This is a genomic window from Psychrobacter fozii (assembly GCF_003217155.1).
GTDB classification, from domain to species: domain Bacteria; phylum Pseudomonadota; class Gammaproteobacteria; order Pseudomonadales; family Moraxellaceae; genus Psychrobacter; species Psychrobacter fozii.
The window spans coordinates 20,093-45,080 of sequence record NZ_QJSU01000006.1; the positions used below are offsets into that span (position 1 = coordinate 20,093).

Here is a 24,988-nt window from a genome sequence, read left to right on the forward strand (position 1 = left end):
GCGGCTAAAAGTACATTTCAGAACGGTTAAGGTCACTGAAAGCACCCCATGATACCTATGTGCGATAGCTTAGAGATGGTCACTTCCTCTCATACATTCTTATTTAATCCCTAGTTGCATTTTTCATTGCAGTTTCTATTTAAATTATTTCCAGCGTATTGAATTTATAAATACGGCCTTTATGGGTATTAGCTACGCTTATAGGTTGTATTAATTTATAACGTTTGACTGTAACTTTTCAGCAACATATATTATAGAAATACCGGTAAATATCATTAAATATAGCTATTTTCAATAAGATATAGCCAAATATACTTTAATAAGTGTATTAGAATTTTTAATATAATTTTTTAAGTATTTTAGAAACAAAGGAGTGTTTAAAATGAAGATTTATAGTCATGAAAATCAAATGCTTCATCATCCACAGAGCTATTTTTCTCGAGGGAAAATGCGTGAGCCTCAGGAAAAGCCTGAACGTTTGACTGAGCTTTTAAAAGCGCCAGAAGCTTTAGACTTGAAAGTAACGACCGCTAAAGATATAGGCATCGCGCCGATTTTAGCTGTGCATGATTTGGGATACGTGGATTTTTTGAAGAACGCCTACAGTGAGTGGATAGCTGTAGACGAAGACATGGGAAAAGAAGTTCAGACAACCATTTATATGCCACATAGTAATGATGGCTTAGGTATTTTAGCAAAAGCGGCTAAGTATCAAGCGGATGGTAGTGCACCTATTGGTGAACATTCGTGGACGTCTATCTATTGGTCAGCACAAACGGCACTCAACGCTGCTGACGTCTTGTTAAATGATGATGGTGGTCAGAATAACATTCAAGTATGTCTTACCAGACCTGCAGGACATCACGCTCGTAAAAATGCTGCAGGTGGCTTTTGCTATCTAAATAATGCGGCAATTATTGCTCAGCACTTACGTCAGAAGTTTCAAAAAATCGCCATTATAGATACTGATATGCATCATGGGCAAGGTATCCAAGAAATATTCTATGACCGTAACGATGTGCTATATACCTCTGTACACGGTAGCCCTATCAATTTTTATCCTGTAGTCGCCGGTCATGAACACGAGAGGGGCGAGGGAGATGGTTATGGCTATAACGTTAATTTTCCAATGCCACATGGCGTAGATGAATCAGAATTTTTCCAGTTTGTAGATAAAGCAATAGAAACCGTAAAGCTGTTTAATCCAGATGTGATCGTGCATGTCCTAGGTTTTGATGTTTATAAGGATGACCCACAAGCAAAATGCGCCGTCAGCACACAAGGCTTTAAAACTTTGGCACAAAAACTCAAAGCATTAGATAAGCCAGTAATTGTATTGGTTGAAGGAGGATATTGCATAGAAAAGCTCAATGAAAACTTACAAGCTTTTATCTCTGGATTTACTGCAGAAAAAATCATCAATAATAAGTGAATAGCTGTAGTTAATGATTGATTGTTCATTAAGCTATCTAGCGAAATTAGAACCTAATTAAAGGTCGGACTAAAATGATTAAAAATACTGAGATTACTGCCAACGAGAGTCGCTTATGGGCATCTTTGATGGATATGGCGAAGGTTGGTCCAGGTATTGCTGGTGGCAGCAATAGACAGGCACTAACAGATGAAGATAATGAAGGTCGCACCCTTTTCAAAAATTGGTGTGAAACTGAAAATATGGTCGTAAAAATTGATGAACTTGGTTCTATGTTTGCCTTTAGAGAGGGTACTGATCCAAATGCACTACCCATCATGATAGGTTCTCATCTCGATACGCAACCTACGGGCGGTAGATATGATGGTATTTTAGGCGTTTTAGCTGGATTAGAAGTTGTGCGTTCACTTAATGAGCACAACATTAAAACTAAACATCCAATCGTCGTCGCAAACTGGACAAATGAAGAAGGTTCACGCTTTGCACCGTCCATGATTGCATCAGGTGTCTATGCCGGTAAATATGATCTCGAATACGCATATAATTGCACAGATCCAGATGGCATTAGTGTAAAAGATGAGTTAACACGTACAGGTTGGCTGGGTGATATGCCCGTAGGGGAGCCGAAGATACATGCTTATTATGAATATCATATTGAACAAGGCCCTATCTTAGAGGCAGAAGATAAGTTGATAGGGGTGGTGACGCATGGTCAAGGTTTGGCTGCTCTTGAAGTGACATTGACAGGTAAGGCTGCACATACTGGCTCGACACCCATGACAATGAGGTCAAACGCTTCTTTGGCAATGGCTAAAATAATTCATGTTACCCATGATTTGGTCATGGACAATCAACCTAATACCGCAGTATCAGTTGGTAAGATTGACGTTTTTCCGAACTCTCGCAATGTCCTTCCGAGTAAAGTGGTATTTACTATAGATATCAGGGCAGCTTCGCAAGATAAATTCGATGAGTTATGTAATCAGATAAAGGTTAAGGTTCATCAAATATCATCAGAGTTTGATGTGGGTTGTTCAATAGATATAGTAGGGCACAAAGATCCTGTAGCCTTTGACTCTAAATTAGTGAGCATAATTCGTGATACAACCAGTAAGTTAGGTTACTCAAATATTGATATTTGCTCTGGTGCTGGACATGATGCCTTTTGGATAGCAGATGTAGCACCTTCTGCGATGATTATGTGCCCTTGCGTAGATGGCATATCACATAATGAAAATGAAGAGATTTCCTCTGAATGGGCGGTCGCAGGCACTAATGTGTTGTTACACGCTGTTTTAGAGACAGCTATAATAGACAACAATTGTTTATTTAGTTGATTAACTTAGTATGTTGATTTATGGACTAATGAAACTAGGTTAAACATAACAAGGGATGTAAAAATGAAAATCTATAGCCATGAAAACCAAATGCTTCATCAACCTAAAACCTATTTTTCGCGCGGTAAGATGCGTCAGCCGCAAGAAAAGCCTGAACGACTGATTGAGCTATTAAAAGCACCAAAAGCATTAGGTTTAACTGTAATTACTGCTAAAGATATAGGGATCGAACCGATTTTAGATGTACATGATTTGGGATACGTGGATTTTTTGAAGAACGCCTACAGTGAATGGATGGCGGTAGAGGAAGACATGGGCGAAGAAGTTCAAACCACTATCTATATGCCAAATAACAATGAAGGTCTTGGTATTTTGGCCAAAGCGGCTAAATATCAAGCTGATGGTAGTGCACCAATTGGCAAGTATTCATGGACCTCTATTTATTGGTCAGCACAGACAGCACTGAATGCAGCTCAAAACTTATTAACTCAAGAGACAGAGCAAAATAAAATTCAGGTCTGTATTACAAGACCTGTTGGGCATCATGCACGCAAGAGTGCTGCAGGCGGATTCTGCTATCTGAATAACGCCGCTATTATCGCTCAGTATTTGCTTAAGAAATATAACAAGGTCGCCATTATAGATACTGATATGCACCATGGGCAGGGCATTCAAGAGATATTTTATGACCGTAAAGATGTGCTTTATACGTCAGTTCATGGTAGCCCTATTGATTTTTATCCGGTTGTGGCAGGTCATGAGCATGAAAGAGGGCAAGGTGAAGGGTATGGATATAACTTTAACTTTCCTATGCCACATGGCACTGATGAAGCAGGTTTTTTTGACTATGTAGACAAATCGCTGGCTACTGTAGAGCTGTTTAATCCAGATGTTATCGTGCATGTATTAGGCTTTGATGTTTATAAAGACGATCCACAGGCTAAATGTCATGTCAGTACCGAAGGTTTTCAGGTTTTAGCGCAAAAGCTAAAAGAATTAAATAAGCCACTAATTGTTTTAGTTGAAGGAGGCTATTGTATTGAAAAACTTAATGACAATTTTCAGTCTTTTTTATCAGGCTTATAGGAGTTTTATCATACTCCGTTATTACTAAGTTTTTTTGTTGAAAGCTATTTTATTACGATCTAAATATTCCGAGGATGGACATTATGTACGATTCAGGAGAAAGACTGATATTAGGGTCTTTGGTTATTATTTACTTCATGTTTTTATTTGGCATTTCCTTTTACATTAATAAAAAAAGCATTAAAACTTACGACGATTATAACGTCGCTGGTAGATCAGTCAAATTATTCCCACTTATCTTAACCTTTACAGGTACTGCTGTCGGTGGTGCAATCTTGTTAGGTTATATGCAGCAAGGTTTCATACGTGGTATGGGGCCACAATGGCTAAACTTTGGCATATTTCTAGCTGGTATTTTTATACTGGCATTTTATCTAAAGCGTGTTCGAGCATTAGGTGAAAAATATAATATGGTGACTATCGCAGATTTCACAGTATTAAGATTTGGAGAAGGGGCAAGAATTCCAACAGTGGTTAGTCTATTGGTAGCGTATAGCGCTATTACCGGTATGCAGTTTGTTGCAATTGCGACAATCCTTAATCTGACTTTGGGTACCAGTATTACTACAGGTGTTATAGTCAGCGGCGTATTAGTCACATTAAAGACTTATTTTGGGGGGATGAAGTCTGTTATTTGGCAAGATGCATTTCATGGCACTATACAGACCGTAGGTATCTTTATATTATTTTGTACTGTTCTCATCGCAGCTGGTGGTCTTGAGGGGGTGCAGACACAAGTTGCACTGTCTGGCGAAAGCGATTTTTTAAGTTTTTTCAATATTCCAGCATCTGAAGTCATGGTTTATATATTAACCATAGGCGGTTATCAATTTGTGCGACAGGATTTATGGCAGAGATTTTGGGCGGCTGATAGTGCTAAAACAGCACAAACAGGGTTCTGGATCGCTATTGTTCTCGCATTTTTAACAGGATTTGTTGTTATCCTGATCGGTATTATGGGTCGTTTTGGTCTTAATCTACCGCTAGAAAATGCTTCTTTAACCTATTTTGCTATTATTGGCGATGTGTTTAGCTTCCCTATGATAGTTGTAATGGTGCTTGCACTTCTAGCTACCGTCATCTCTACAGCGGATTCATTTTTCATGGCAGGTGCGTCATCAATTATTAATGACATTGTCAAACCAAAACTAAACTATTCAGAAGATCTTGATCAACGCCTTTTAAAGTACAGTCGTTACTCGGTTCTTGGCGTAGCAGGTATCGCCTTGACGTTAGCTATCTTTATTCCAGACCTCATCGTACTGTGGATAATGGGCTCCGCTATGTTGGTATCAAGCTTGTTAGCACCCATTACTGCAGGGTTGTTTTGGAAGAAAGCGACACGTTTGGGTGGTACTGTAGCAATGTGGGTTGGGCTAGTGATTGCAGTAGTTTGGCAAGTTCTTGGTCATCCTTTTGGCATACATCCAGTATTTATTGGCTTACCACTTTCAATATTTTTAGTAATTGTTGTCTCATTAATGACTAGAGATGATAGTAGTAATATTTAACAACTGACAAATTATTTGCTCAGGTAGAGTTTAATCCTCAAAAGCAATAACTAGCATTCAAAGTGACTGTCCTATGATTATCCCAATAAAGGATCTCATAGGATAATCAGAAAATTCGTAATTTCCATAATGGCGTTATGGCTAAAATAATTTAGGGATAAAAAATGAGTGATTTAAAACATGGCGGTCAAGCCATTGTAGATAGCCTTAAGCAACACGGAGTAGATCGAGCGTTTATAGTACCGGGTGAGAGCTATTTAGCAGTACTTGATGGCCTTTATAACTCTGATATTCAAACTATTGTTTGTCGTCACGAAGCTGCGTGTACTTATATGGCTGATGCACATGGTAAATTTACGGGTAAACCTGGTATTGCCATGGTGACCCGTGGTCCAGGTGCTGCGCAAGCTTATACTGGCATTCATACGGCTTGGCAAGATGGTGTGCCGCTGATATTATTTGTCGGCCTTATACCGATTGCTGATAGGCAGCGTGAGTCATTCCAAGAGTTTGATCCGATACAGTGGTTCGGTAGTCAATGTAAACGAGTCTTCATTCTTGATGAAGTCTCTAGGTCATCAGAAATCGTTGCCAAAGCATTTCATGCGGCTTTAGAAGGTCGACCAGGACCTGTTGTAGTTGGATTGCCTGAAGATATTATTCAGCAGCCATTTGAAAATCAGAATCACCCTGTGATTCCTGTCGCTCAAGGCGCAGTTACACAATCAGAGCTGCAATCAATAATTGATGCACTATCAATGGCTAAAAAACCTTTAGTGTTTGTTGGTGGTCAAAATTGGGACGCTCAAACATGCCAAAAATTAACTAAGTTTGCGGAAGATAATCATATTCCCATCATACATGATTGGCGAGCCTCTGACAGAATCCCATTTGATTCGCCCGCTCACGCAGGTTACTTAGGATATGGCAGAGCAGATGGATGTGCAGACTTACTAGATTCGGCGGATGTGTTGTTGACGATAGGTACTGTGCTTGGCGATGTGGCTAGTGATGGTTACACCTTGCGTCAATCATTCGATCAAGTCAATTATGTTGTCAATTTAGATACCAGCTTACGCGGTCATAGCGGCGCCACCACTTCTCATATCGCCGCAAGTCCTATTAGTTTTATAAAGGCAATTACTGAATATAAATTAGATGAACTTGATGCTAAGTCACGTCTTTCATGGTTCAACCACTGTCATAAACAACAGCGTCAAGATAGCGCTTTCCCAGAAATCACTCTTTCTTCTAATAGTTATGAAAAGTATGCCAGTATGACTTTGGTTATGAAAGAGCTAGTCAAAATTATTCCAGAAGATGCCATATATAGCTTCGGTGCAGGCAACCATTGTTTGTGGGCGCAGAAGTTTCTACCAACGAAGGTGTTTCCAAGTCAGTTGAGTAGTAGGAACGGGGCAATGGGATATAGTGTGCCAGCGGGTATCGCTGCTGCCTTAGAGTCCCCTGAGCGTTTATCAGTCGTTGTTACTGGTGATGGTGAGTTTATGATGAACGAGGCAGAATTATCTACTTCGGTACGTTATAAGGCTCCTATTTTGATTATAGTTATGGATAATGGTCAATTTGGTACTATTCGTCAGCATCAAGAGGCTCATTATCCGGATCGCGTGTCAGGTACACAGCTTCAAAACCCTGACTTTGCTTTAATGGCGCAGTCTTTTGGTGCTCATGGTATTACAGTAAATAGTGATGAGCGAGTCGAAGAACAAGTGGCAGAGGCTATGCGAGTTGTAAGTAAAGATCGCAAAACTGTGGTAATGCATGTGATTACTGATCCTGCTGAGTTAAATCCTTAATAATTTTATTAATAGGATAACTATTTCAAAATAATTGTTCATTGCCAGTTGTTAAATTTATAAAGGCAAGCTGATAAAGTTGTTCAATATTTTCAAAAAGAAGCCTAACATCAAGTGTTAGGCTTCTTTTTATTAAAAAAAGGTCTTGGAAACACATTACGGTATATCACAAATCAGTTTAGAAGTTCGGTAATTCCAAGCGTACCTAAGGATGATCCCTGTCGTCAAATATGTACAACTAAAATCTACCAAGTGAATGTCTACAGGGTTGACAGTATATGTCAAAGCTATCAAAACGTTAACTGAGCAGTTACCTACCGATGCTATATACAGTTTCGAGACTGGCAATCATTGTCTATGGGCACAGCGTTATCTACCTATGCATACTTTTCCAAGCCCGCTGAGTACCAGAAGTGGCGCGATGAGTTATATTTACCATCAGGTCTTGTTGCTGCATATGATTACAGGCCCTGATGAGCTAACAATTTCAGTATTAAGTAGCTTGTCATGATAAAGGGGTGTTATGACAAGTTATACAATGAATAAGTATTTATACTGCCCCATGATCTTTAGCTATATTGTATTATGGACTGAGGACAATAATGAAAGGTGAGCTGAGAACTCAGAGGCTGAATACGTATCGCGAAGACTAAGCCTTTCATACCTTTGGCAGACCTTTCATACCTTTGGCAGACCTTTCATACCTTTGGCAGACCTTTCATATTGATTAATTATCAATATATTCAGAATATAAGTGCTGAAATTACCATGATACAACGGAAATTAGCAGATAATTTAAATTGGACATTACTTCACGTATTAATTGCTATATGTGAAGAGGGGAGTATTAGTGCGGCAGCTGATCGTCTAAATATAACCCAGTCTGCGGTTAGCCAAAATCTCAAAAAGCTTGAAGAGCAACTCGAAAACCAGCTTGTTATTCGTAATACCAAGCCGCTAGAACTCACACCAATTGGTCGCTATTGTCTTCAAGTTGCTCAAACAATATTCACAGAGATTACTTCTATTGAAGCGATGAAAGGTAGTAATTTACATCTTCTAGAAGGTAATATTAAACTATTAGTCGTTAGTCGACTTCATAATCCTAAATATAATAATTTTTTAGTATATTTCAAAAAAAAGTATCCGAATATTACGTTAGATTTGACGGTCAAATCAAGTATGGATATTTTAAATGATTTAAAGCAAAAAAATCCTGCCATTGGTATTTGTTTAGCAAAGCATACATCTGATACTCTCAATCAAAAGATACTCTTCAATCAACGTTATTACCTATATTGTGGATATCACCATCCTTTGTTCTCCGTAAAAGAATTGAGTATTAGTAATATATTAGAAGAAAATTTTATTGCATTTAATAGTGAAGCTATTGGTGATGTTCTTTCACCAATAGCTTTATTTAAAGAAGCCCATGATTTTACTGGTCACGTTAGTGCCTACACAAATAATTTAGATGAGCTAGTTCGACTGATTTATACTGGATATGGCATAGGTGCTTTGCCAGATAAGTTTGTTGCTGCTACTCATCTAGCATCTAAACTTAGACGCTTGCCCCCGAAAGATGGGATTGCTGATATACCTGTATATATTTTTTGGCACAAACACCGAAACTTATCAGCCATTGAATCAAAATTTATTGAAGAAATTATCGACTTTGATATCTCTTTTTAATGAACTTCCAATTTTAGGATCGTATCCAAACACTGATTTTTGCAGCAACATGTATGAAAAGTATAAGTAAAATTAGAGTTGTTTCGAGCATGCTCCTATATCATTGATACTCTCAATCTTGAGACAACGTTATGTGATTTATCTTATAAATTATATAACATATCAACATTCACTTTCTTGATACTCTAACAGCCGAGCATTTATATATTACGCGACATACATTGGAAAATCGTCAAGCAAATGGCAAAAAATTATTAGAAGTCCAGCCTGTATAAAGCGTCAAATAATCGCTTAAATTTACAAGTCTGATTTAATGTTTTGCGCGGATACGTTAAAGCTGCTTAGATTTATTTGAAATAATTATAATACTTAAAAATAGGAAAAACTTATGAACACACAAGCTAATAAACCACTCACCATCGTTGCCACTATTAAAGCTAAGCCTGAGCATGTCGAGCAAGTAAAATTAGAGCTTCTCAAGCTAACTGCAGCCTCACAAACTGATCAAGGTTGTATCCAATATGACCTACATCAAGACAATGCAAATAGTAATGGCTTTATCGTTTATGAGATTTGGGAAGACGATGAGCAGTTGCAGCAGCATGTAGAAAGCCCGCATTTTCAAAACTATGTAACAGTGACGGACGGGATGATCGATGAGTTTGTTATAAATGAAATGACTATTATCTCGTAAGTTTTAAAACGCTCAGACTGAAAAAGTCTTTTAAGCTATGATTTGTACGGCTTGAAAGGCTTTTTTAGTTTTAGAGAAGGTTGTTGTCATTAGCTATTACATCTAATGTAGAAAAGGTAGCCGCTCAGTCAGAGTTAGCAAAATATGGTTGAATAAGATTTCTCTGGCTCCTACACCACACAACAGGTATAAATTAACAAAAGTTAAAAGAGCACAGGTCAAAATTGGTCATAACTAACATCACTTATTATAGGTTTCTTAACTGCTCGATTAACCAACGATGTATACCACTGTCGCTAGTACGTGGATGCCATGCCGCGATGACTTTAAAAGTGGGCGGTAATGCTTCGACCTCAAGCTCTTTGACTTTGCTGTTCGGCAATAGCCGCGAAGGATAAAACGCAATCATGTCGGTCGTGTGCAAAATATCTGGTACGGCCGAAAAGCTAGGCACCGACATCACAATATTGCGTTTTAGACCTTTTTCTGCAAACCATTGATCATGAGAGCCGCGTAAATTAGCACGTGAGGGTGATACGACCAGCTGCGCGTGTGCGGCCACTTGCGCCAGTGTTAATACCTCTGTTACAAAATCATTTTCACAACCTGTGATGCATAAATGCTGTTCTTCAAATAAAGTCACATACGATAAGTTATCTGGGATGAACTCGGGGAAGGTAATTAGTAAATCAAGCTCGCCTGCTGCAATCAGCTGATTGATATTGTCTGAGGCAAAGTCACGGACGATCAGCTTCAGATCTGGCGCGTCGCGTCGCGTTATACTAAACAATTGCGGTAACAATGCCTGCGTCGCATAGTCGGTCGCACTAATCGTAAAGATGCCCTTGTAGGTTTGCGGCATAAAGACCTCTGGCTCTAACAAATCTTCCAACTCTTTTAAGATATGGTCAAGAGGTTGCTGCATCGATAGCGCCTTTGGCGTTGCCACCATGCTATTCCCTTGACGAATAAACAAGCGATCATCAAACACCTCACGTAACTTACGCAGCTGCTCACTGATGGCTTGTTGGGTCAGTCCCATTTTGCGTGCAACTTGTGACAAGTTTTTTAGATCAAGCAGCGCCTGTAGTACTCTAAGCTGCTTAATATCGAGCCGATTCATACCATTCATCATGCATACCATTAATAGTTGTATCTTAAACAATAAGTGGTTGTTTCTAATTGTACCCTCAAAACGCTATGCTGACTAACATTGCTTACCCAATCATTAGATTGATTGACTATATTAAGCATCAAAACAGGCTAAATACATTCAATAATAAGCCATCAGCTGCTTTAAAAGAGACCTCTATGACACAAGCCATTCTCAACACAAATACATTATTTTCTTCTGTAGAACTTGGGCCTTACACGCTCAAAAACCGTATCGTGATGCCACCATTGACACGCTCTCGTAGCACGCAACCTGGCAATATTCCTAATGACTTAATGGCAGAATACTATGCACAGCGCGCGTCAGCTGGATTTATGGTGACTGAGGGCACGCAAATTGAGCCAAGAGGTCAAGGTTATGCGTGGACACCGGGTATCCATTCACCAGCCCAAGTTGAAGGTTGGAAAAAAGTCACGCAGGCAGTGCATGACAAAGGCGGTATTATTTTTGCTCAGCTTTGGCACGTGGGCCGTGTGTCGCACACCAGCTTGCAACCTAACGGTGCTCAGCCTGTAGGGCCGTCTGATATTACTGCTGATAACGTCAAAGTATTTATTGAAACAGGTCCAGGCGAAGGTGCTTTGGCCGATCCAAGCGCCCCGCGTGCACTCAGTATCGATGAAGTGGGTGAGCTGGTAAATATGTATGCGGCCGCTGCGCGCAATGCATTGGAAGCGGGTTTTGATGGGGTAGAACTGCATTGTGCCAATGGGTATTTGGTCAATCAGTTTATTTCTGAACATAGCAACACACGTGATGACCAATATGGTGGGTCGTTGCCCAATCGTTTGCGCTTCTTAAAAGAGATAGTAGCCGCTGTCAGTGATGTGGTTGGCGCTGATCGTTTGGGCGTGCGTTTTGCGCCTTTGTTTGAGAGTACGGATGAGACGCGCGTGTATTTAGGCTTGGTAGAGTCAGACCCTCATCATACGTATATTGAGGCGATTAAAGTCCTTGAGCAAGCTGGCATTGCTTACTTGTCGATTGCTGAAGCTGATTGGGATAATGCGCCTGATTTACCAGACACTTTTTATCAAGCGGTGAGGGAAGAATTTTCAGGACGTATTATTTATGCTGGCAAGTACACGGTACAAAAAGCCGTGAACATTTTAGAAAAAGGCTACGGTGATTTATTCGCGTTTGGTCGTCCTTTTATCGCTAATCCAGATTTACCCGAGCGTATTGCTAATAACTGGCCATTGAATGAGGCAGACCCTGCCACTATGTATGGTGGTACTGATGTTGGCTATAGTGATTATCCTTACTATCGTTAATCCTCGATAAAAGAGTGACAGCGTTAACTTCGCTTGAAGTACCACAGTTACATCTGCACTCGGTTGCCTTGACTCTCTTTTAAACTGAATCAACTATCTTAATAATAGCGAAGCATTTAAACAGTGACTGAGATAAGGCCATCAATGGCCTTATCTCTATTTATAAACTTAATGCTTTTATATAAGCAGAGGCTTAATCATCAATCGGTATCATGCCATGAATCAGAATTCCAAAGACAGACTGATACGCATATTGGTAGGGTATGTCGGACTTTATCCAACGCTCTTGATCGTATTGACGTTATTGAAGCCTGTGACTCAAGGCTTAAGCCTACCAGTAGTGGTATTAATTGAAGCTATCATACTTGTTCCGCTGACACAGCTAGTTTCCTTCCCACTAGCAGGTAAGCTGATTGATATGCTAAGAAGAGAGAAATAACCGTTCTTTGCATAGCGCATTTACCGCAATACTTGTGTTTACCAAGCTGATTCCTAACGAACCTTTAACGAATTCCAAAGCTTGGTTATACAAATCTGATAGTAGGGTTGCTCTTCCGCACATTAAAAAAGACCTTCAATCGCTTGAGGGTCTTTTTAGTTTTATAAATAACGCTGTCATTCTTTTATATAGAATTGACTATAATAAATTCTAATAAACAAAGCGCTATGTATTATTTTAAAAAATCAGGTTGCATAAAGGCAGGATTAGGATAAGTATAAAATCCTTCGCCAGTTGCCGCACCCATTTTATTTTGATCAATCATCTGCTCTTTTAGGTATTTAGCGGCCTTTAATCTTGCAGGATTTTGAGTCGTTTCAGCGGCTAGCTTAGTGATGTTGTAGGCCGTGTTTATACCGATAGTATCCAAGATGCCAAATGGTCCTACAGGCGCACCAGTCACTATCATCCATGTCTTATCTATTGTATGCGGGTCTGCAACCTCTTTGGCTAGTAATTGTAGACCTGCATCTATAAAGGGCGCCAATAAACTATTCATTATGTAGCCAGGTTGTTCTTTGTGCAGCGGCATTGCCACCATACCGATGGCAGTAGCAAAAGCAACAACCTCATCAAATACCTTAGGATCTGTCCCAGGATGTCCCATGATTTCAGCGACATTATGCATCCAAATCTTATTGGCAAAATGGAGCGCTAAAAACTGTGCAGGTCGTCCCGTTGATTCCGCAAACTGGCTAGGGAGTAAGGTTGAAGTATTGGTGGCGAAGATGGTTTTCTCTGGCGCTAGTTTGGCAAGCTTTTCATAAAATTCGATTTTAATGTCAGGAATTTCGGGTATGGCCTCAATCATTAGGTCAGCATCTTTAACTGCTTCTGCTAAGTCTGAGGTGTAGCTCAGATTGTCAAAAGCCTTATCCAGTTGCTCTTGAGTTGCCCTTAAGTCCTTTCGAAAAGCCTTGCACATCAATTGAAATTTTGCCTTTGCTTTTTCTAAAACCTCATCATTGATGTCATAGACACTGACATTAAAGCCATGAAATGCGGCTTGAAAAGCAATTTGATAGCCTAGGATGCCGCTTCCAGCGACAGTTACATTTTTATACGTCATTGTATTCATTTCCTAAAAGTAGTGGGTATAAGTCGCTAGATAAATGTCTAGAACTTATAGATCTATTATTAGATTGTTTTACCTCATTATTCAACCTTCATTTTTATAAAAACATTAAAGAGAACCCAAAAATATCGCTATGCAAGTATCAGATAAGTTTACACCACTTGACTTATTATTTTGTTAAGCTATTCAATAGCTTGCTGTTAGTGCTTATAGGTTTACACCTGATTATTGTACGATGATTGAAAGCTGTTTTGATATCATAATGACATTTTTAATGACTGTTGATGTCAAAATATTGTCGATGAGATTGTGACAGAAAGGAAAGTATAGGTATGGGTAGTGAGTTATATATTAGTGGTTTTCTATCAAGACAATGTGGAGATGGAAGTACGTGGTAGTGTTACTTGCTACTAGGTAATGATAAGTAATCAATAATGAGTCGTTAGTTTACCAAGTTTGGTTCTACAGTTTTTTCAGCATAGCTCAGCTGGTAGCTCGTTGTTGATTCCGATGTTTTCTTTGACAGGATTGGTGACAGACTTTATATCATTTTTCAATTAACTAAGAACTGAAGTAATCTTGACAGCAATCAAAACCATTTGTATTTTTTACAAACTCGTTAAGATAAAGATTTGACATAGGTATAGTGCATTATCTGCGGGTTTAGGTCGTTGGGATACTGATTAACACGTTGATAGCCATTGTTGTCGTAGTACTGATAAGTACATAAGGTGTCTGTATGTAATGCATACGTGTCTGCGCCCTGTGCGATGAGATAAGTCTCAAATGCTTGAATCAATGTCGCTCCAATACGGTGGCGACGATAGTTTGGGTCCACACAGAAGAACTGCAGCTCGCTATCAAAATTGTTATTTTTCCATTTCGTGTCCGCTGTTTCTGGTTCCCGTAACTCTTTCAATACTTGTTGTCCTTGCTCAGACAGACTCAGCTTTTTTTCTATCTGATCAATAATGGGCTTTTCATCGAATGACAAAGCTTTATGTGGATCTTGTTTAGTGACCCCTATCACCACACCGCAAATAATGTCACCATATTCTGCAACTTGTATAAAAGTAGCATGATGACAGTCTTTAGCTAGAAATAGGGTAGCCAGTTGCTTTAGAACCCGCTTATCTGTGGCGCTAGTAAATACACTCAAATTCATATTGACGACAAAAAGGTCGACAATGGCTGAAAAGTCTTCAGGCGTAGCACGACGATATTGTATTGTCATAAGTTGCTCTCTTTTATCATTAAAAGTACTGGCGTATGCTTCTTGACAAAGCATTCATACGGCAGCACCTTGACACTAACATCTGGCTAATAGACATAGCCAGATGTTAGTATTTTTTACTTAATAGTTTTCCTATATTTACCACTCTATTTCACCTGTATTGACTTGACTACTCAACTCTAAATCACTTCCTCCGGGCAACGCTGGATAAGCCGATTTCATGATGGAAATAACTTCCTCTGATTGCTTGGAGTCTTGATTTTTTGCCTCGCCCAGTGCTTGTTCAAAAGTTTTTAGATAGCTGAGGGTAAAATCAACAGCGTAGTCTTTTTTGAGTAGGTTGCCTGAATAGTGACCTGGTATCACAACATTTGGCTTTAATTGCTTCATTTGTTCTAATGATTGCATCCAAGCGCTACGAGCTTCTTTAGTTTGGGTATCAGCAGTCCACACATGCATGCCTGATGTTACCGACACACCGCCGAACACAGTTTTTGACTCTGGTACCCACATGTATGCTTGAGGGGTTCCGAACGCTTTGATTTCAATTTTATGGCCTTCTAAGGTCAGTGTAGATTGATTAAGTGTTTGAGGTACTGTAATTTTGGTAGGTGCATGTTTACCAAGGATTGGACCCCAATGCTCTAATTTTGCATCTTTAGTCGCCTCAATGTGTTCAACAATAGAAGGGCTAGACATAACCTTCACATTAGGGAAGGCTTTGACTAAAGGCTGAAGACCGAAATAGTAATCTGGATCGCCTGCCGTGATATAGATCATTTTAAGGTCTTTATTGCTTTTTTTAATCATATCAACCAATGCTTCACCGTCTTTGACACTAAACTGTGCATCGAACAAGATAGCATCTTTCTCGCCACTTGCCAGTACAGAGGTCACTGGAAAAATAGCATTTTTATCAGGTTTATATGCTTGTAGTTGTAGATCGGCTGCGTTTGCCTGGCTTGCAAGCAGTAGAAAACTGGCCGCCATAGAAGCTGTTATTAATTTTTTCATAATCCACCTGTATTTTTGTTTGAGTAAATAGACCGCGTTAATGGCGGTATTCGTTGTTAGTGGCTATTCTATTCGATTGTATTTCGTTTAAATACGCTATAATCCGGTGTTTACTGTTTCAGTTTTCGCGCAAATAAGGATGGATGAATGGATAGGCTGACCGCTTTGCAAGTGTTTGTTACTATCGTCGAACAAGGTAGCTTGAGCCGTGCTGCGGACAATTTAGATATGTCTAGAGCTAAGGTAACGCGCTATCTGACAGAGCTTGAGAGCTGGATGGATATACGCTTATTACATCGCACGACTAGAAGTCTGAGCCTGACTGCCCCTGGTGAGCAGACCCTTGAGGTGGCCTATCAGTTGCTTGGATTGACTGACTCGTTGGATCAGATACGCAATCAAAATACTTTGGAGCTAAAAGGTCAGTTGCGAATCACTGCTAGCCTTTCGCTGATTGATAGCCTTTTGATGGATGTGGTTGGTCGCTTCGTATCTCACTGGCCGCAAACAGCGATTGATATTCTTACCACTGATGATTCTGTCAACTTAATTGATGCCCGTATTGACTTGGCGATTCGTATTACCAATGATTTGGAACCAAATGTCGTGGCTAGACGTATTGGGGAGTGTCAATCCATTGTGTGCGCCGCACCTAAATATCTAAAAAAGCGTGGAAAGCCTAAGGATGTACAGTCTCTTATTCATCATAACTGCCTATCGTTTGCTTATTTTGGACGATCTGCATGGGTGTTTGATGGGCCAAATGGTCCAGAGTCTGTTCCTATCTCTGGCAATATCAGCGCCAATATCTCTGAAGTCTTGCTCTCTGCCACATTGCGTGGACATGGGATCAGCTTACAGCCATCTGGCGCAGTCAAATCTTTGATTGCATCTGGACAACTCATTGAGTTATTGCCTGAATGGAAACCCAAAACTTTGGGTGTTTATGTGGTTTATGCCAATCGAAAACAGGTGACACCACTACAAAGAAAGTTTATTGATTTTCTCGCTGAAGAAATAAAGCATTCGCCTTACTGGTAGCAAGCAATGGATGAATATGGACTATTTATAAAACTCAATATTAGCAACATCACCTAAAAACGTTTAAATTAGCACTTAATTCCTTAGAACCCCTTATCCATACCTTATAAAGAGTTCTATTGTGAGCTTGATTTTTTTAGGTGGTAGTTACAAACTAATATCAAATTATACAATCAAGCTATCTACTAGAAGTTGAATGCTAGTGTCTAACGCACTATTAGCGAATTTCTTATTTTTTAAACTATGATTACAAACCGCTTCCGTTTGTGTAGAAAAATCAGAATAGTGCTGAGTTACTGCCCAAATATGAAAAATTAAATGGATGGCAGAAACGGACTTAATCTTGTTATCTGCAATCCATTCGTCAATCACTGCCACCTTTTCTCGAACCAAGGATTTTAAAGGTCCTTTTAATACGGCCATCAGGTGAGGGGCGCCTTGCATGATTTCTAATGCATATAGTCTTGACGCTGCAGGCGATTTTCTTGAAACTTTATATTTTTCTTCAATGTAGGTTATAAGCGCCTTTCTTGGATCTTGGTTGATATTCATCTCATTTAAAGGGGATAACCACTTACTAAGCACTCTTTCTAAAACGGCAACATATAGAACCTCTTTACTGTCGAAGTAGTAAAATATATTTGATTTAGATATATCAGCCTCTTCAGCGATTTTTTCCATTCGCGCCCCATTTAATCCCTCTTGGGAAAATACGATCAATGCAGCATTAATAATATGTTCTTTCTTTTTTAATATTTTTGAACTCGTCACGGTCTCTTCCTTTAGCACGTACTCTCTCACTATGTTGTCCCTCACTATAAAGTCATATAAATCTAATGTTAAATGACAGTTGATTCAATTTAAAAAACGATCAGAGCAACCAAGTACATAAGCCACTAATTAACCCAAGCAAACATGCCAACTATGTCGATAGCGTTTAACACCGTATCGATTTATAAGTTCGCTGATGGTAGCGATATCGCGTCATCCAGTCTCAACAGCCTAATGTCATTCAAGCTCAGCAATCTAAAGCCAGCCTAGTTTCAGTCAGCCTTCTTTTTATCACTCATTTAGAGCCATTCTCATCCAAATTGCCAACAAAATGCGCTTTTTAAGCATTTCTATATTTGTGCACCATTTTATAACACCTCGCACCATTGTTCTGCATATTTTTAGACCATATGGTTTAAAAAATTGTGGGTATAAAAATACTAAGTACTTGATAAATAACGATAAGTTTCTATGGCATAAGTTTTGCTTTATAAAAAACATGAAATAATCTTTATTTCTTTTATCGCTCTTTTCTTCCTCAAACGTATAGGTGAAATCATGGAAATAGGTATTTTTTGTCCGATTGGCAACAACGGCTGGTTAATTTCAAAAAACGCGCCGCAGTACAAGCCAACATTTGAGCTTAATAAGCAAATTGTGCAACGTGCTGAGCACTATGGCTTCGATTTTGCGCTTTCAATGATTAAGCTACGCGGCTTTGGCGGGGAGACGGAGTTTTGGGATTATAACCTTGAAAGCTTCACCTTAATGGCGGGATTGGCTGCGGTCACATCCAAAATAAAAATCTATGCCACATCAGCGACGTTAGTCATGCCACCTGCAATTGTAGCAAGAATGGCATCGACGCTTGATAGCATCTCAAACGGACGTTTTGGATTAAATGTCGTGACTGGCTGGCAAGAAGCAGAATATGGCCAAATGGGCATGTGGCCAGGCGATGATTATTTTGGTAAGCGTTATGACTACCTATCTGAATATGTCCAAATTTTAAGAGATCTGTGGGCGACAGGCCAATCTGATTTGAAGGGTGAGTTCTTCCAGATGGATGACTGTCAAGTGAAGCCCATTCCAAAAGCTGATATGAAGATTATCTGTGCGGGTCAATCAGATACAGGGTTAGCGTTTTCTGCAAAACATGCTGACTATAATTTTGTCTTTGGTAAGGGTCTAAATACACCTACCGCTTATGCTGGTATCAATGACCGCTTAAAGGTACACACGGACAAGACGGGTCGTAATGTTCCGACCTATGTGCTCTTTATGGTCATTGCAGATGAGACCGATGAAAAAGCCCAAGCAAAATGGCAATCATACAATGATGGCGCGGATTTTGAAGCCATTGATTGGTTGCAGTCACAAGGCGGTAAGGACAAAACATCAGGCAAGGACACCAATATTCGCCATATGGCCTCGAGCGTTTCACCAGTCAATATCAACATGGGTACGCTGGTCGGCTCTTTTGAAAATGTCGCCAGTATGTTAGATGAAGTCGGTGAAATACAAGGTACGGATGGCGTCCTATTGACCTTTGATGACTTCGTGCAAGGTGTTGAAGATTTTGGCAGTAAGATTCAGCCCCTTATGAAGAGCCGCATCAACGTTGATACCCCAGTTGCCAGCCAAGCTGTCAGCGAAGCCTAATAAAAGGAGCGAATATGAATTCGGTTAATACAATTTGTGCAGACTTTACCAAGGAATCCTCTCCTGTTTTAGAGTCTTTGCCTGAACCTATCAAGTTAGATCCCTCCCAGACGGCATTGATCGTAGTAGATATGCAAAACGCTTATGCTAGCCAAGGCGGGTATCTAGATTTGGCCGGGTTTGATGTCACAGCGACCAAACCCGTCATCGATAAAATAAAGCAAGCCGTGGATATTGCGCACCAAGCTGGCATACAAGTCATCTATTTTAGAAATGGCTGGGACAATAAATATGTGGAAGCTGGTGGTAGTGGGTCGCCTAATTATCACAAATCAAACGCCTTAAAAACCATGCGTAAGAATCCTGAAATTGAAGGAACGTTATTAGCAAAAGGTGGCTGGGATTACGAGTTAGTCGACGAGCTTAGCCCTGCGCCTCAAGACATCGTTATAGACAAACCTCGATATAGCGGCTTTGCTAACACCAATTTCGATAGCGTATTACGGTCACGGGGCATACGTAATCTATTGCTCACTGGTATCGCGACCAATGTTTGTGTTGAATCTACGCTTCGAGATGGGTTTTTCCTTGAGTATTTTGGGGTGTTGTTAGATGACGCTTGTTATCAGGCAGGACCAGTAGAGGCTCACGACGCCACACTATATAACGTAAAAACCTTTTTTGGTTGGGTATCTGATGTTGCCAGCATGCAGCAGTGCTTTTCGAATAGCTAATGTATTGAATAGCCAATTTTTAGCAACCTAAACCAAGCGCTTCATACTTAACCTAACCGCAATAGGAATGTAGATATGTCTAAACAAGTGATTATACCTGAAGGTACCAGCAAGCCATTAGCCCCTTATGTACCAGCGACTAAGGCCGACAACATCGTTTATGTCTCCGGTACTTTGCCTTTCGATGAAAACAACGATGTCGTACATGTGGGCGATGCAGCTGCTCAAACTCGCCATGTGTTAACGACGATCAAAAACGTGATTCAAACCGCTGGTGGCGATATGGATGATGTGACATTTAATTCAATCTTTGTAAAAGACTGGGCAGATTATGACGCAGTCAATCAAGTCTATGCAGAATTTTTCCCCAATGAAAAGCCAGCGAGATTTTGTATTCAATGCGGGTTGGTAAAACCAGATGCTTTAGTTGAAATAGCGTCCATAGCGCACATCGGATAAGAAAGCCTGTTTAAAAATAACTGCAGTTAGTGAATTTAAAGTTACCTGACATTGAACCCCCTAGCATTGGACTGTAGTAGGGCGCTTTAGTTAACTACACATGTGGCGGAATATTGTTTAAAAGGAAATGACAGATGAATACAGTAATTAAAGAAAGCCAAGTAACGCAATCCTCATTAATGAAACATAAGTCTAAAGAATCATTCACCTCTACGGCAGGAAACTTAACTGATATGCAGCAATCTTTTAGAGATGCGATGAGTAATTTGGCTGCCGCCGTCAACATTATCACCACTGAGGGTCCAGCAGGGCGGGCAGGATTTACCGCCTCTGCTGTGTGTAGTGTCACTGACTCACCACCAACCCTATTGGTGTGTTTAAACAGAAGCGCTTCTGTCTACCACTTTTTTAAAGAAAACATGGTGCTATGCGTCAACACACTTGCTCTTGAACACAAAGATCTAAGCGGTGTGTTCGGGGGTAAAAAATCTCTGGAAGAAAGGTTTGAGCAAGGCAGTTGGTCTACGCTGTCGACAGGATCGCCTGTATTAGAAGACGCCAGTATTTCTTTTGATTGCAAGATTAAGCTCATTAGCTCGGTGGGAACTCACGATATTCTTATTTGTGAAGTATTGGATATCAAACACAAGCCTGATTGTGACAGTCTCATCTATTTCAATCGAGACTACCATCAATTAAGTAAGTGCACGAACTAAGTAACATCCCTCTACTTTTTAAGGATATTGAAAATGGATAAATGGTTTGTTAAATGGCGTCCATATACTGGAAACCTAGAAACGACGCCGGTAGGTATCAATGAGTATCTACCCATGGGTAAGAGCGTGGTGTTAGGCGCACAGCACTCATTCGCAATGTTCGGTGCGACAATCTTAGCCCCATTACTGATGGGATTCGATCCTAGCTTAACGATGCTTATCACTGGTATAGGCACGATACTTTTCTTTCTCATTACTGGCGGGCACGTACCAAGCTATTTAGGCTCTAGTTTTGCATTTATCGGGGCGGTAGCAGCAGTAACAGGCTATAGCGGTACTGGTATCAATCCAAATATTGGCATTGCGCTTGGAGGCACACTGGTCTGCGGGGTCTTATACGCACTGATGGGTCTGCTGGTGATGAAGACAGGTGCAGGGTGGATCGAGAACTTGATGCCACCTGTGGTCACTGGGTCCATTGTGATGATTATTGGGTTGAACCTAGCGCCTGTCACCATACAAAGCGTCATTGGCAGTAGCTTTGATTCTTGGATGGCGTTAGTCACCGTGTTGTGTATCTGTTCAGTCGCCGTATTCACCAAAGGTATGGTCAGACGCTTGTTATTATTAATAGGACTGGTCGCTGCGTATTTTATTTATTTCCTATTAACGAATGTGATGGGTATGGGCAAGCCTATTGATTTTTCTCCAATTGCGAATGCCGCTTGGTTCGGTATGCCAACCCTTTACTCTCCTGTCTTTGAGACCAGTGCCATATTAGTGATTGCACCCGTCTTTATCATCTTAATCGCTGAAAACCTTGGTCATTTCAAAGCAGTAGAAGCCATGACTGGCAAAAGCATCTCGCCTTATATGGGTAGAGCATTCTTCGCTGACGGCCTTTGTACCACGCTTTCGGCTTCGGTAGGCGGCACTGGTATGACGACTTATGCAGAAAACATCGGCGTCATGGCAGCGACCAAAATTTACTCTACAGTCGTCTTTGTCATAGCAGGTGTCTTCGCCATTCTATTGGGCTTATCCCCTAAATTTGGCACCTTGATCAGTACCATTCCTGTAGCCATTTTGACAGGTGCTTCAATCGTTGTCTTTGGTTTAATCACGATTGCTGGCGCGCGTATTTGGATGAATGCAAAAATTGATTTCAGTAAGAATGGCAATATGTTGGTCGCCGCCGTCCCAGTAATCTTAGGTACTGGTAACTATTCACTAAACATTGCGGGCTTTGATTTAGGTGGTATCGGTACCGCTACTTTTTTAGCCATTCTTATGAACCTCGTGTTTAATTTTAAAAACAAACAAAAAGAGGTGAGCGTGACCACTGAGAGAGAAATCGCTACATCAGAGCCGCTCTTAAAACTCAACCCATAAATTTAAAACCCTATTTGATATTACCTTAAGGAATCGTGTCATGAATACAGAACCACGCAGCGTACAACAATTGATCAATGGCGAATTTACCGAATCAACTACTACAGAATGGATTGATATCACCAATCCAGCCACGCAAGAAGTTATCGCCAAGGTACCACAATCAACACCTGAGGAAATCGAGCAAGCTATCAAAACGGCATCTGAGGCCTTTCAGAATTGGCGCGTCACACCAATCAGTAAACGAGCCCGTATTTTCTTAAAGTATCAACAACTGATACGTGAAAATATGGATGAGCTGGCGGCGCTACTGACTGAAGAACAAGGCAAAACACTGGCAGACGCTAGAGGTGATGTGTTTAGAGGTCTTGAGGTCGTAGAACACGCATCAGGTATCGGCAACTTGCAACAAGGTGGCTACATTGAAAATGTCGCCAGTAGTGTCGATATGTATACCGTTCAGCAGCCAATAGGTGTCTGTGCAGGTATTACCCCCTTTAACTTTCCTGCCATGATACCCCTGTGGATGTTTCCAATGGCCATCGCTACAGGCAACACGTTCATCCTAAAACCTTCTGAACAAAATCCAATCGTTACCATGCGATTGGTCGAGCTAGCACTTGAGGCCGGTATACCAAAAGGGGTATTAAATGTGGTTCATGGTGGTAAAGATACGGTGGATGCACTGTGCGATCACCCTGACATAAAAGCGATATCTTTTGTAGGTTCAACAGCAGTGGGTAAGCATGTCTATGACCGTGCAGGTCAGGATGGCAAACGTGTGCAATGTATGATGGGTGCGAAAAACCATGCCGTTATCATGCCTGATGCCAATAAAGAACAAAGTCTGAATCAATTAGCAGGGGCGGCATTTGGTGCAGCAGGTCAGCGATGCATGGCACTGTCTGTTGTCGTATTAGTTGGCGAATCTAAACAGTGGGTTGATGATATTGTAGAAAAATCAGCACAGCTAGTAGTGTCTGCTGGCAAGGATGACAAAGACTTAGGTCCGCTAATATCTAAGCAAGCCAAAGCCCGTGTCGAGCGTTTAATCCAAGCGGGTATCGATGAAGGGGCGCATCTAAAACTAGATGGCCGTGGTTGTCAGGTAGCAGGTTATGAAGAGGGTAACTTTGTTGGTCCAACCATCTTAGATCATGTAACCGCTGATATGAGCTGCTATACCGAAGAGATTTTTGGTCCTGTCTTATGCATTATGTATGCGGACACGCTTGAGGAAGCCATTGAGATTATCAATACCAATCCAAATGGTAATGGCACTGCAATTTTTACCCAGTCTGGCGCCCATGCACATAAGTTCCAACAAGATATCGATGTTGGACAAGTCGGTATTAATTTACCAATTCCAGTACCGCTACCGATGTTTTCGTTTACAGGATCTAGAGCCAGTAAGCTCGGTGACTTAGGTCCTTATGGTAAGCAAGCGGTGCAGTTTTATACACAGACGAAAACCGTGATATCACGTTGGTTTGATGAAGATGCTAGTGAAGGCGTAAATACTACTATTTCTATGAAGTAGCTATACGGCCGTATCAAACGTAGGACGTTATGTAGAGCGTGTGATTAATTGACAATAGGCTCTACATAACAACATACAAAAGCAAATATAAATGCAAATGGTGGATTTTATGAATATCAATACAATACCGGAAATCATTGAAGATATTAAAGCAGGCAAAATGGTCATACTCATGGATGATGAGGATAGAGAAAATGAAGGTGACTTGGTCATGGCCGCCTCTCTAGCCAAGCCTGAAGATATTAACTTCATGATTACACATGCAAGAGGTTTGGTTTGTTTAACATTAACTTCCGAACGTTGCAAAAAATTGAACTTACCTTTGATGTGTAAAGACAACAAAGCACCTTATAGTACAAATTTCACCGTTTCTATTGATGCAGCAAAAGGGGTAAGTACTGGAATATCAACGGCAGACAGAGCTCAGACTATCAGAACCGCTGTGTCTCAAGACGTTACCTCTGAGGACGTAGTGACACCAGGACATATTTTCCCACTAATGGCAAAAGAAGGCGGTGTTTTAGAGCGGGCAGGACATACTGAGGCTGGTTGCGACTTAGCCAGATTGGCTGGTTTGGAGCCTGCGGCGGCCATTGTAGAGATAATTAATGCAGATGGTGAAATGGCTCGTAGGAACGACTTAGTTAAATTTGCCGATACTCACAACTTAAAGATAGGTACTATCGATGAGCTGATTAAATATATTGAGCATCAAGAGGGTACTAAAAATACAGCTAATAATTTTGAAGAAACGCTAACGTATGATTACTATGACAGCGATGAGCGTACCGTTGAATTGATTTAGTGCATTTGACTTAATTTTGAAATGTT

The 24,988-nt window shown here is 40.5% G+C and carries 21 protein-coding genes and 1 pseudogene; 17 read left to right on the forward strand and 5 right to left on the reverse strand.

Features of this window, described 5'->3' with window-relative positions; all coding sequences use genetic code 11:
- Positions 1–382 precede the first annotated feature (382 nt).
- The 7 genes from DFP82_RS08790 (at position 383) to DFP82_RS08825 (ending at position 9,572) form a co-directional block, all read left to right on the forward strand.
- Positions 383–1,432, forward strand: a complete 1,050-nt coding sequence (locus DFP82_RS08790) for a histone deacetylase family protein (RefSeq protein ID WP_110923367.1) — start codon at positions 383–385, stop codon at positions 1,430–1,432.
- A gap of 74 nt (positions 1,433–1,506) precedes the next feature.
- The gene (locus DFP82_RS08795; protein WP_110923368.1) at positions 1,507–2,769 is read left to right on the forward strand and encodes a Zn-dependent hydrolase; all 1,263 of its coding nucleotides are present in this window, start codon (positions 1,507–1,509) and stop codon (positions 2,767–2,769) included.
- A gap of 63 nt (positions 2,770–2,832) precedes the next feature.
- On the forward strand, positions 2,833–3,855 hold the full coding sequence (locus DFP82_RS08800; protein WP_110923369.1) for a histone deacetylase family protein: 1,023 nt from the start codon (positions 2,833–2,835) through the stop codon (positions 3,853–3,855).
- An 83-nt stretch (positions 3,856–3,938) separates the two neighbouring features.
- Positions 3,939–5,366, forward strand: a complete 1,428-nt coding sequence (locus DFP82_RS08805; protein ID WP_110923370.1) for a sodium:solute symporter family protein — start codon at positions 3,939–3,941, stop codon at positions 5,364–5,366.
- 164 nt (positions 5,367–5,530) lie between these two features.
- Complete coding sequence (locus DFP82_RS08810) at positions 5,531–7,186, forward strand: thiamine pyrophosphate-dependent enzyme (RefSeq protein WP_110923371.1); 1,656 nt, start codon at positions 5,531–5,533, stop codon at positions 7,184–7,186.
- Positions 7,187–7,852: 666 nt separating this feature from the next.
- The gene (locus tag DFP82_RS08820; RefSeq protein WP_146221332.1) at positions 7,853–8,878 is read left to right on the forward strand and encodes a LysR family transcriptional regulator; all 1,026 of its coding nucleotides are present in this window, start codon (positions 7,853–7,855) and stop codon (positions 8,876–8,878) included.
- Positions 8,879–9,266: 388 nt separating this feature from the next.
- Positions 9,267–9,572, forward strand: a complete 306-nt coding sequence (locus DFP82_RS08825; RefSeq protein ID WP_110923374.1) for a putative quinol monooxygenase — start codon at positions 9,267–9,269, stop codon at positions 9,570–9,572.
- A gap of 247 nt (positions 9,573–9,819) precedes the next feature.
- Here DFP82_RS08825 and DFP82_RS08830 read toward each other — a convergent pair whose 3' ends face one another.
- Entirely contained in the window at positions 9,820–10,695 is an 876-nt protein-coding gene (locus DFP82_RS08830) for a LysR family transcriptional regulator (protein WP_245905690.1), read from the reverse strand.
- 188 nt (positions 10,696–10,883) lie between these two features.
- Between DFP82_RS08830 and DFP82_RS08835 the strand changes: the two genes are divergently transcribed.
- Together DFP82_RS08835 and DFP82_RS08840 are read left to right on the forward strand one after the other, a co-directional pair.
- Entirely contained in the window at positions 10,884–12,020 is a 1,137-nt protein-coding gene (locus DFP82_RS08835; protein ID WP_110923526.1) for an alkene reductase, read from the forward strand.
- 217 nt (positions 12,021–12,237) lie between these two features.
- Positions 12,238–12,459: a putative antibiotic biosynthesis monooxygenase gene (locus DFP82_RS08840; protein WP_110923376.1), complete on the forward strand. Its 222-nt coding sequence runs from the start codon at positions 12,238–12,240 to the stop codon at positions 12,457–12,459.
- Positions 12,460–12,691: 232 nt separating this feature from the next.
- On the opposite strand, the gene DFP82_RS08845 is transcribed toward DFP82_RS08840, so the two are convergent.
- The 3 genes from DFP82_RS08845 to DFP82_RS08855 all read right to left on the reverse strand — a co-directional run bounded on the left by DFP82_RS08845 (position 12,692) and on the right by DFP82_RS08855 (position 15,842).
- Positions 12,692–13,588 carry a 3-hydroxyacyl-CoA dehydrogenase gene (locus DFP82_RS08845; RefSeq protein WP_110923377.1) on the reverse strand — a complete coding sequence of 299 codons (897 nt, stop codon included), beginning with the start codon at positions 13,586–13,588 and terminating at the stop codon, positions 12,692–12,694.
- A 625-nt stretch (positions 13,589–14,213) separates the two neighbouring features.
- Positions 14,214–14,828: a GNAT family N-acetyltransferase gene (locus DFP82_RS08850; RefSeq protein WP_181416284.1), complete on the reverse strand. Its 615-nt coding sequence runs from the start codon at positions 14,826–14,828 to the stop codon at positions 14,214–14,216.
- Positions 14,829–14,966: 138 nt separating this feature from the next.
- Positions 14,967–15,842, reverse strand: a complete 876-nt coding sequence (locus DFP82_RS08855) for an MBL fold metallo-hydrolase (protein WP_110923379.1) — start codon at positions 15,840–15,842, stop codon at positions 14,967–14,969.
- Between the two features lie 147 nt (positions 15,843–15,989).
- On the opposite strand from DFP82_RS08855, the gene DFP82_RS08860 reads away from it, so the two are divergent.
- Complete coding sequence (locus DFP82_RS08860; RefSeq protein WP_110923380.1) at positions 15,990–16,883, forward strand: LysR family transcriptional regulator; 894 nt, start codon at positions 15,990–15,992, stop codon at positions 16,881–16,883.
- A gap of 165 nt (positions 16,884–17,048) precedes the next feature.
- Here the strand turns inward: DFP82_RS08860 and DFP82_RS08865 are convergent, their stop codons facing one another.
- A complete protein-coding gene (locus tag DFP82_RS08865; RefSeq protein WP_245905691.1) occupies positions 17,049–17,654 on the reverse strand; it encodes a TetR family transcriptional regulator C-terminal domain-containing protein in 606 nt (201 codons plus the stop codon).
- Positions 17,655–18,212: 558 nt separating this feature from the next.
- Between DFP82_RS08865 and rutA the strand changes: the two genes are divergently transcribed.
- From rutA to ribB, 7 genes and pseudogenes are all read left to right on the forward strand, one after another.
- Positions 18,213–19,316: a pyrimidine utilization protein A gene (gene rutA / locus DFP82_RS08875; RefSeq protein WP_110923382.1), complete on the forward strand. Its 1,104-nt coding sequence runs from the start codon at positions 18,213–18,215 to the stop codon at positions 19,314–19,316.
- Between the two features lie 14 nt (positions 19,317–19,330).
- Entirely contained in the window at positions 19,331–20,050 is a 720-nt protein-coding gene (gene rutB, locus DFP82_RS08880; protein ID WP_110923383.1) for a pyrimidine utilization protein B, read from the forward strand.
- A gap of 75 nt (positions 20,051–20,125) precedes the next feature.
- Positions 20,126–20,509: a pyrimidine utilization protein C gene (gene rutC, locus DFP82_RS08885; RefSeq protein ID WP_110923384.1), complete on the forward strand. Its 384-nt coding sequence runs from the start codon at positions 20,126–20,128 to the stop codon at positions 20,507–20,509.
- Between the two features lie 179 nt (positions 20,510–20,688).
- Complete coding sequence (rutF, locus tag DFP82_RS08890; RefSeq protein ID WP_227680962.1) at positions 20,689–21,225, forward strand: NADH-dependent FMN reductase RutF; 537 nt, start codon at positions 20,689–20,691, stop codon at positions 21,223–21,225.
- Positions 21,226–21,258: 33 nt separating this feature from the next.
- A complete protein-coding gene (locus tag DFP82_RS08895; protein WP_110923386.1) occupies positions 21,259–22,617 on the forward strand; it encodes a solute carrier family 23 protein in 1,359 nt (452 codons plus the stop codon).
- Positions 22,618–22,657: 40 nt separating this feature from the next.
- Positions 22,658–24,157: a CoA-acylating methylmalonate-semialdehyde dehydrogenase gene (locus DFP82_RS08900; RefSeq protein ID WP_110923387.1), complete on the forward strand. Its 1,500-nt coding sequence runs from the start codon at positions 22,658–22,660 to the stop codon at positions 24,155–24,157.
- Positions 24,158–24,266: 109 nt separating this feature from the next.
- Positions 24,267–24,861: pseudogene (ribB, locus tag DFP82_RS08905) on the forward strand (3,4-dihydroxy-2-butanone-4-phosphate synthase); the annotation flags it as partial.
- Positions 24,862–24,988: the final 127 nt, after the last annotated feature.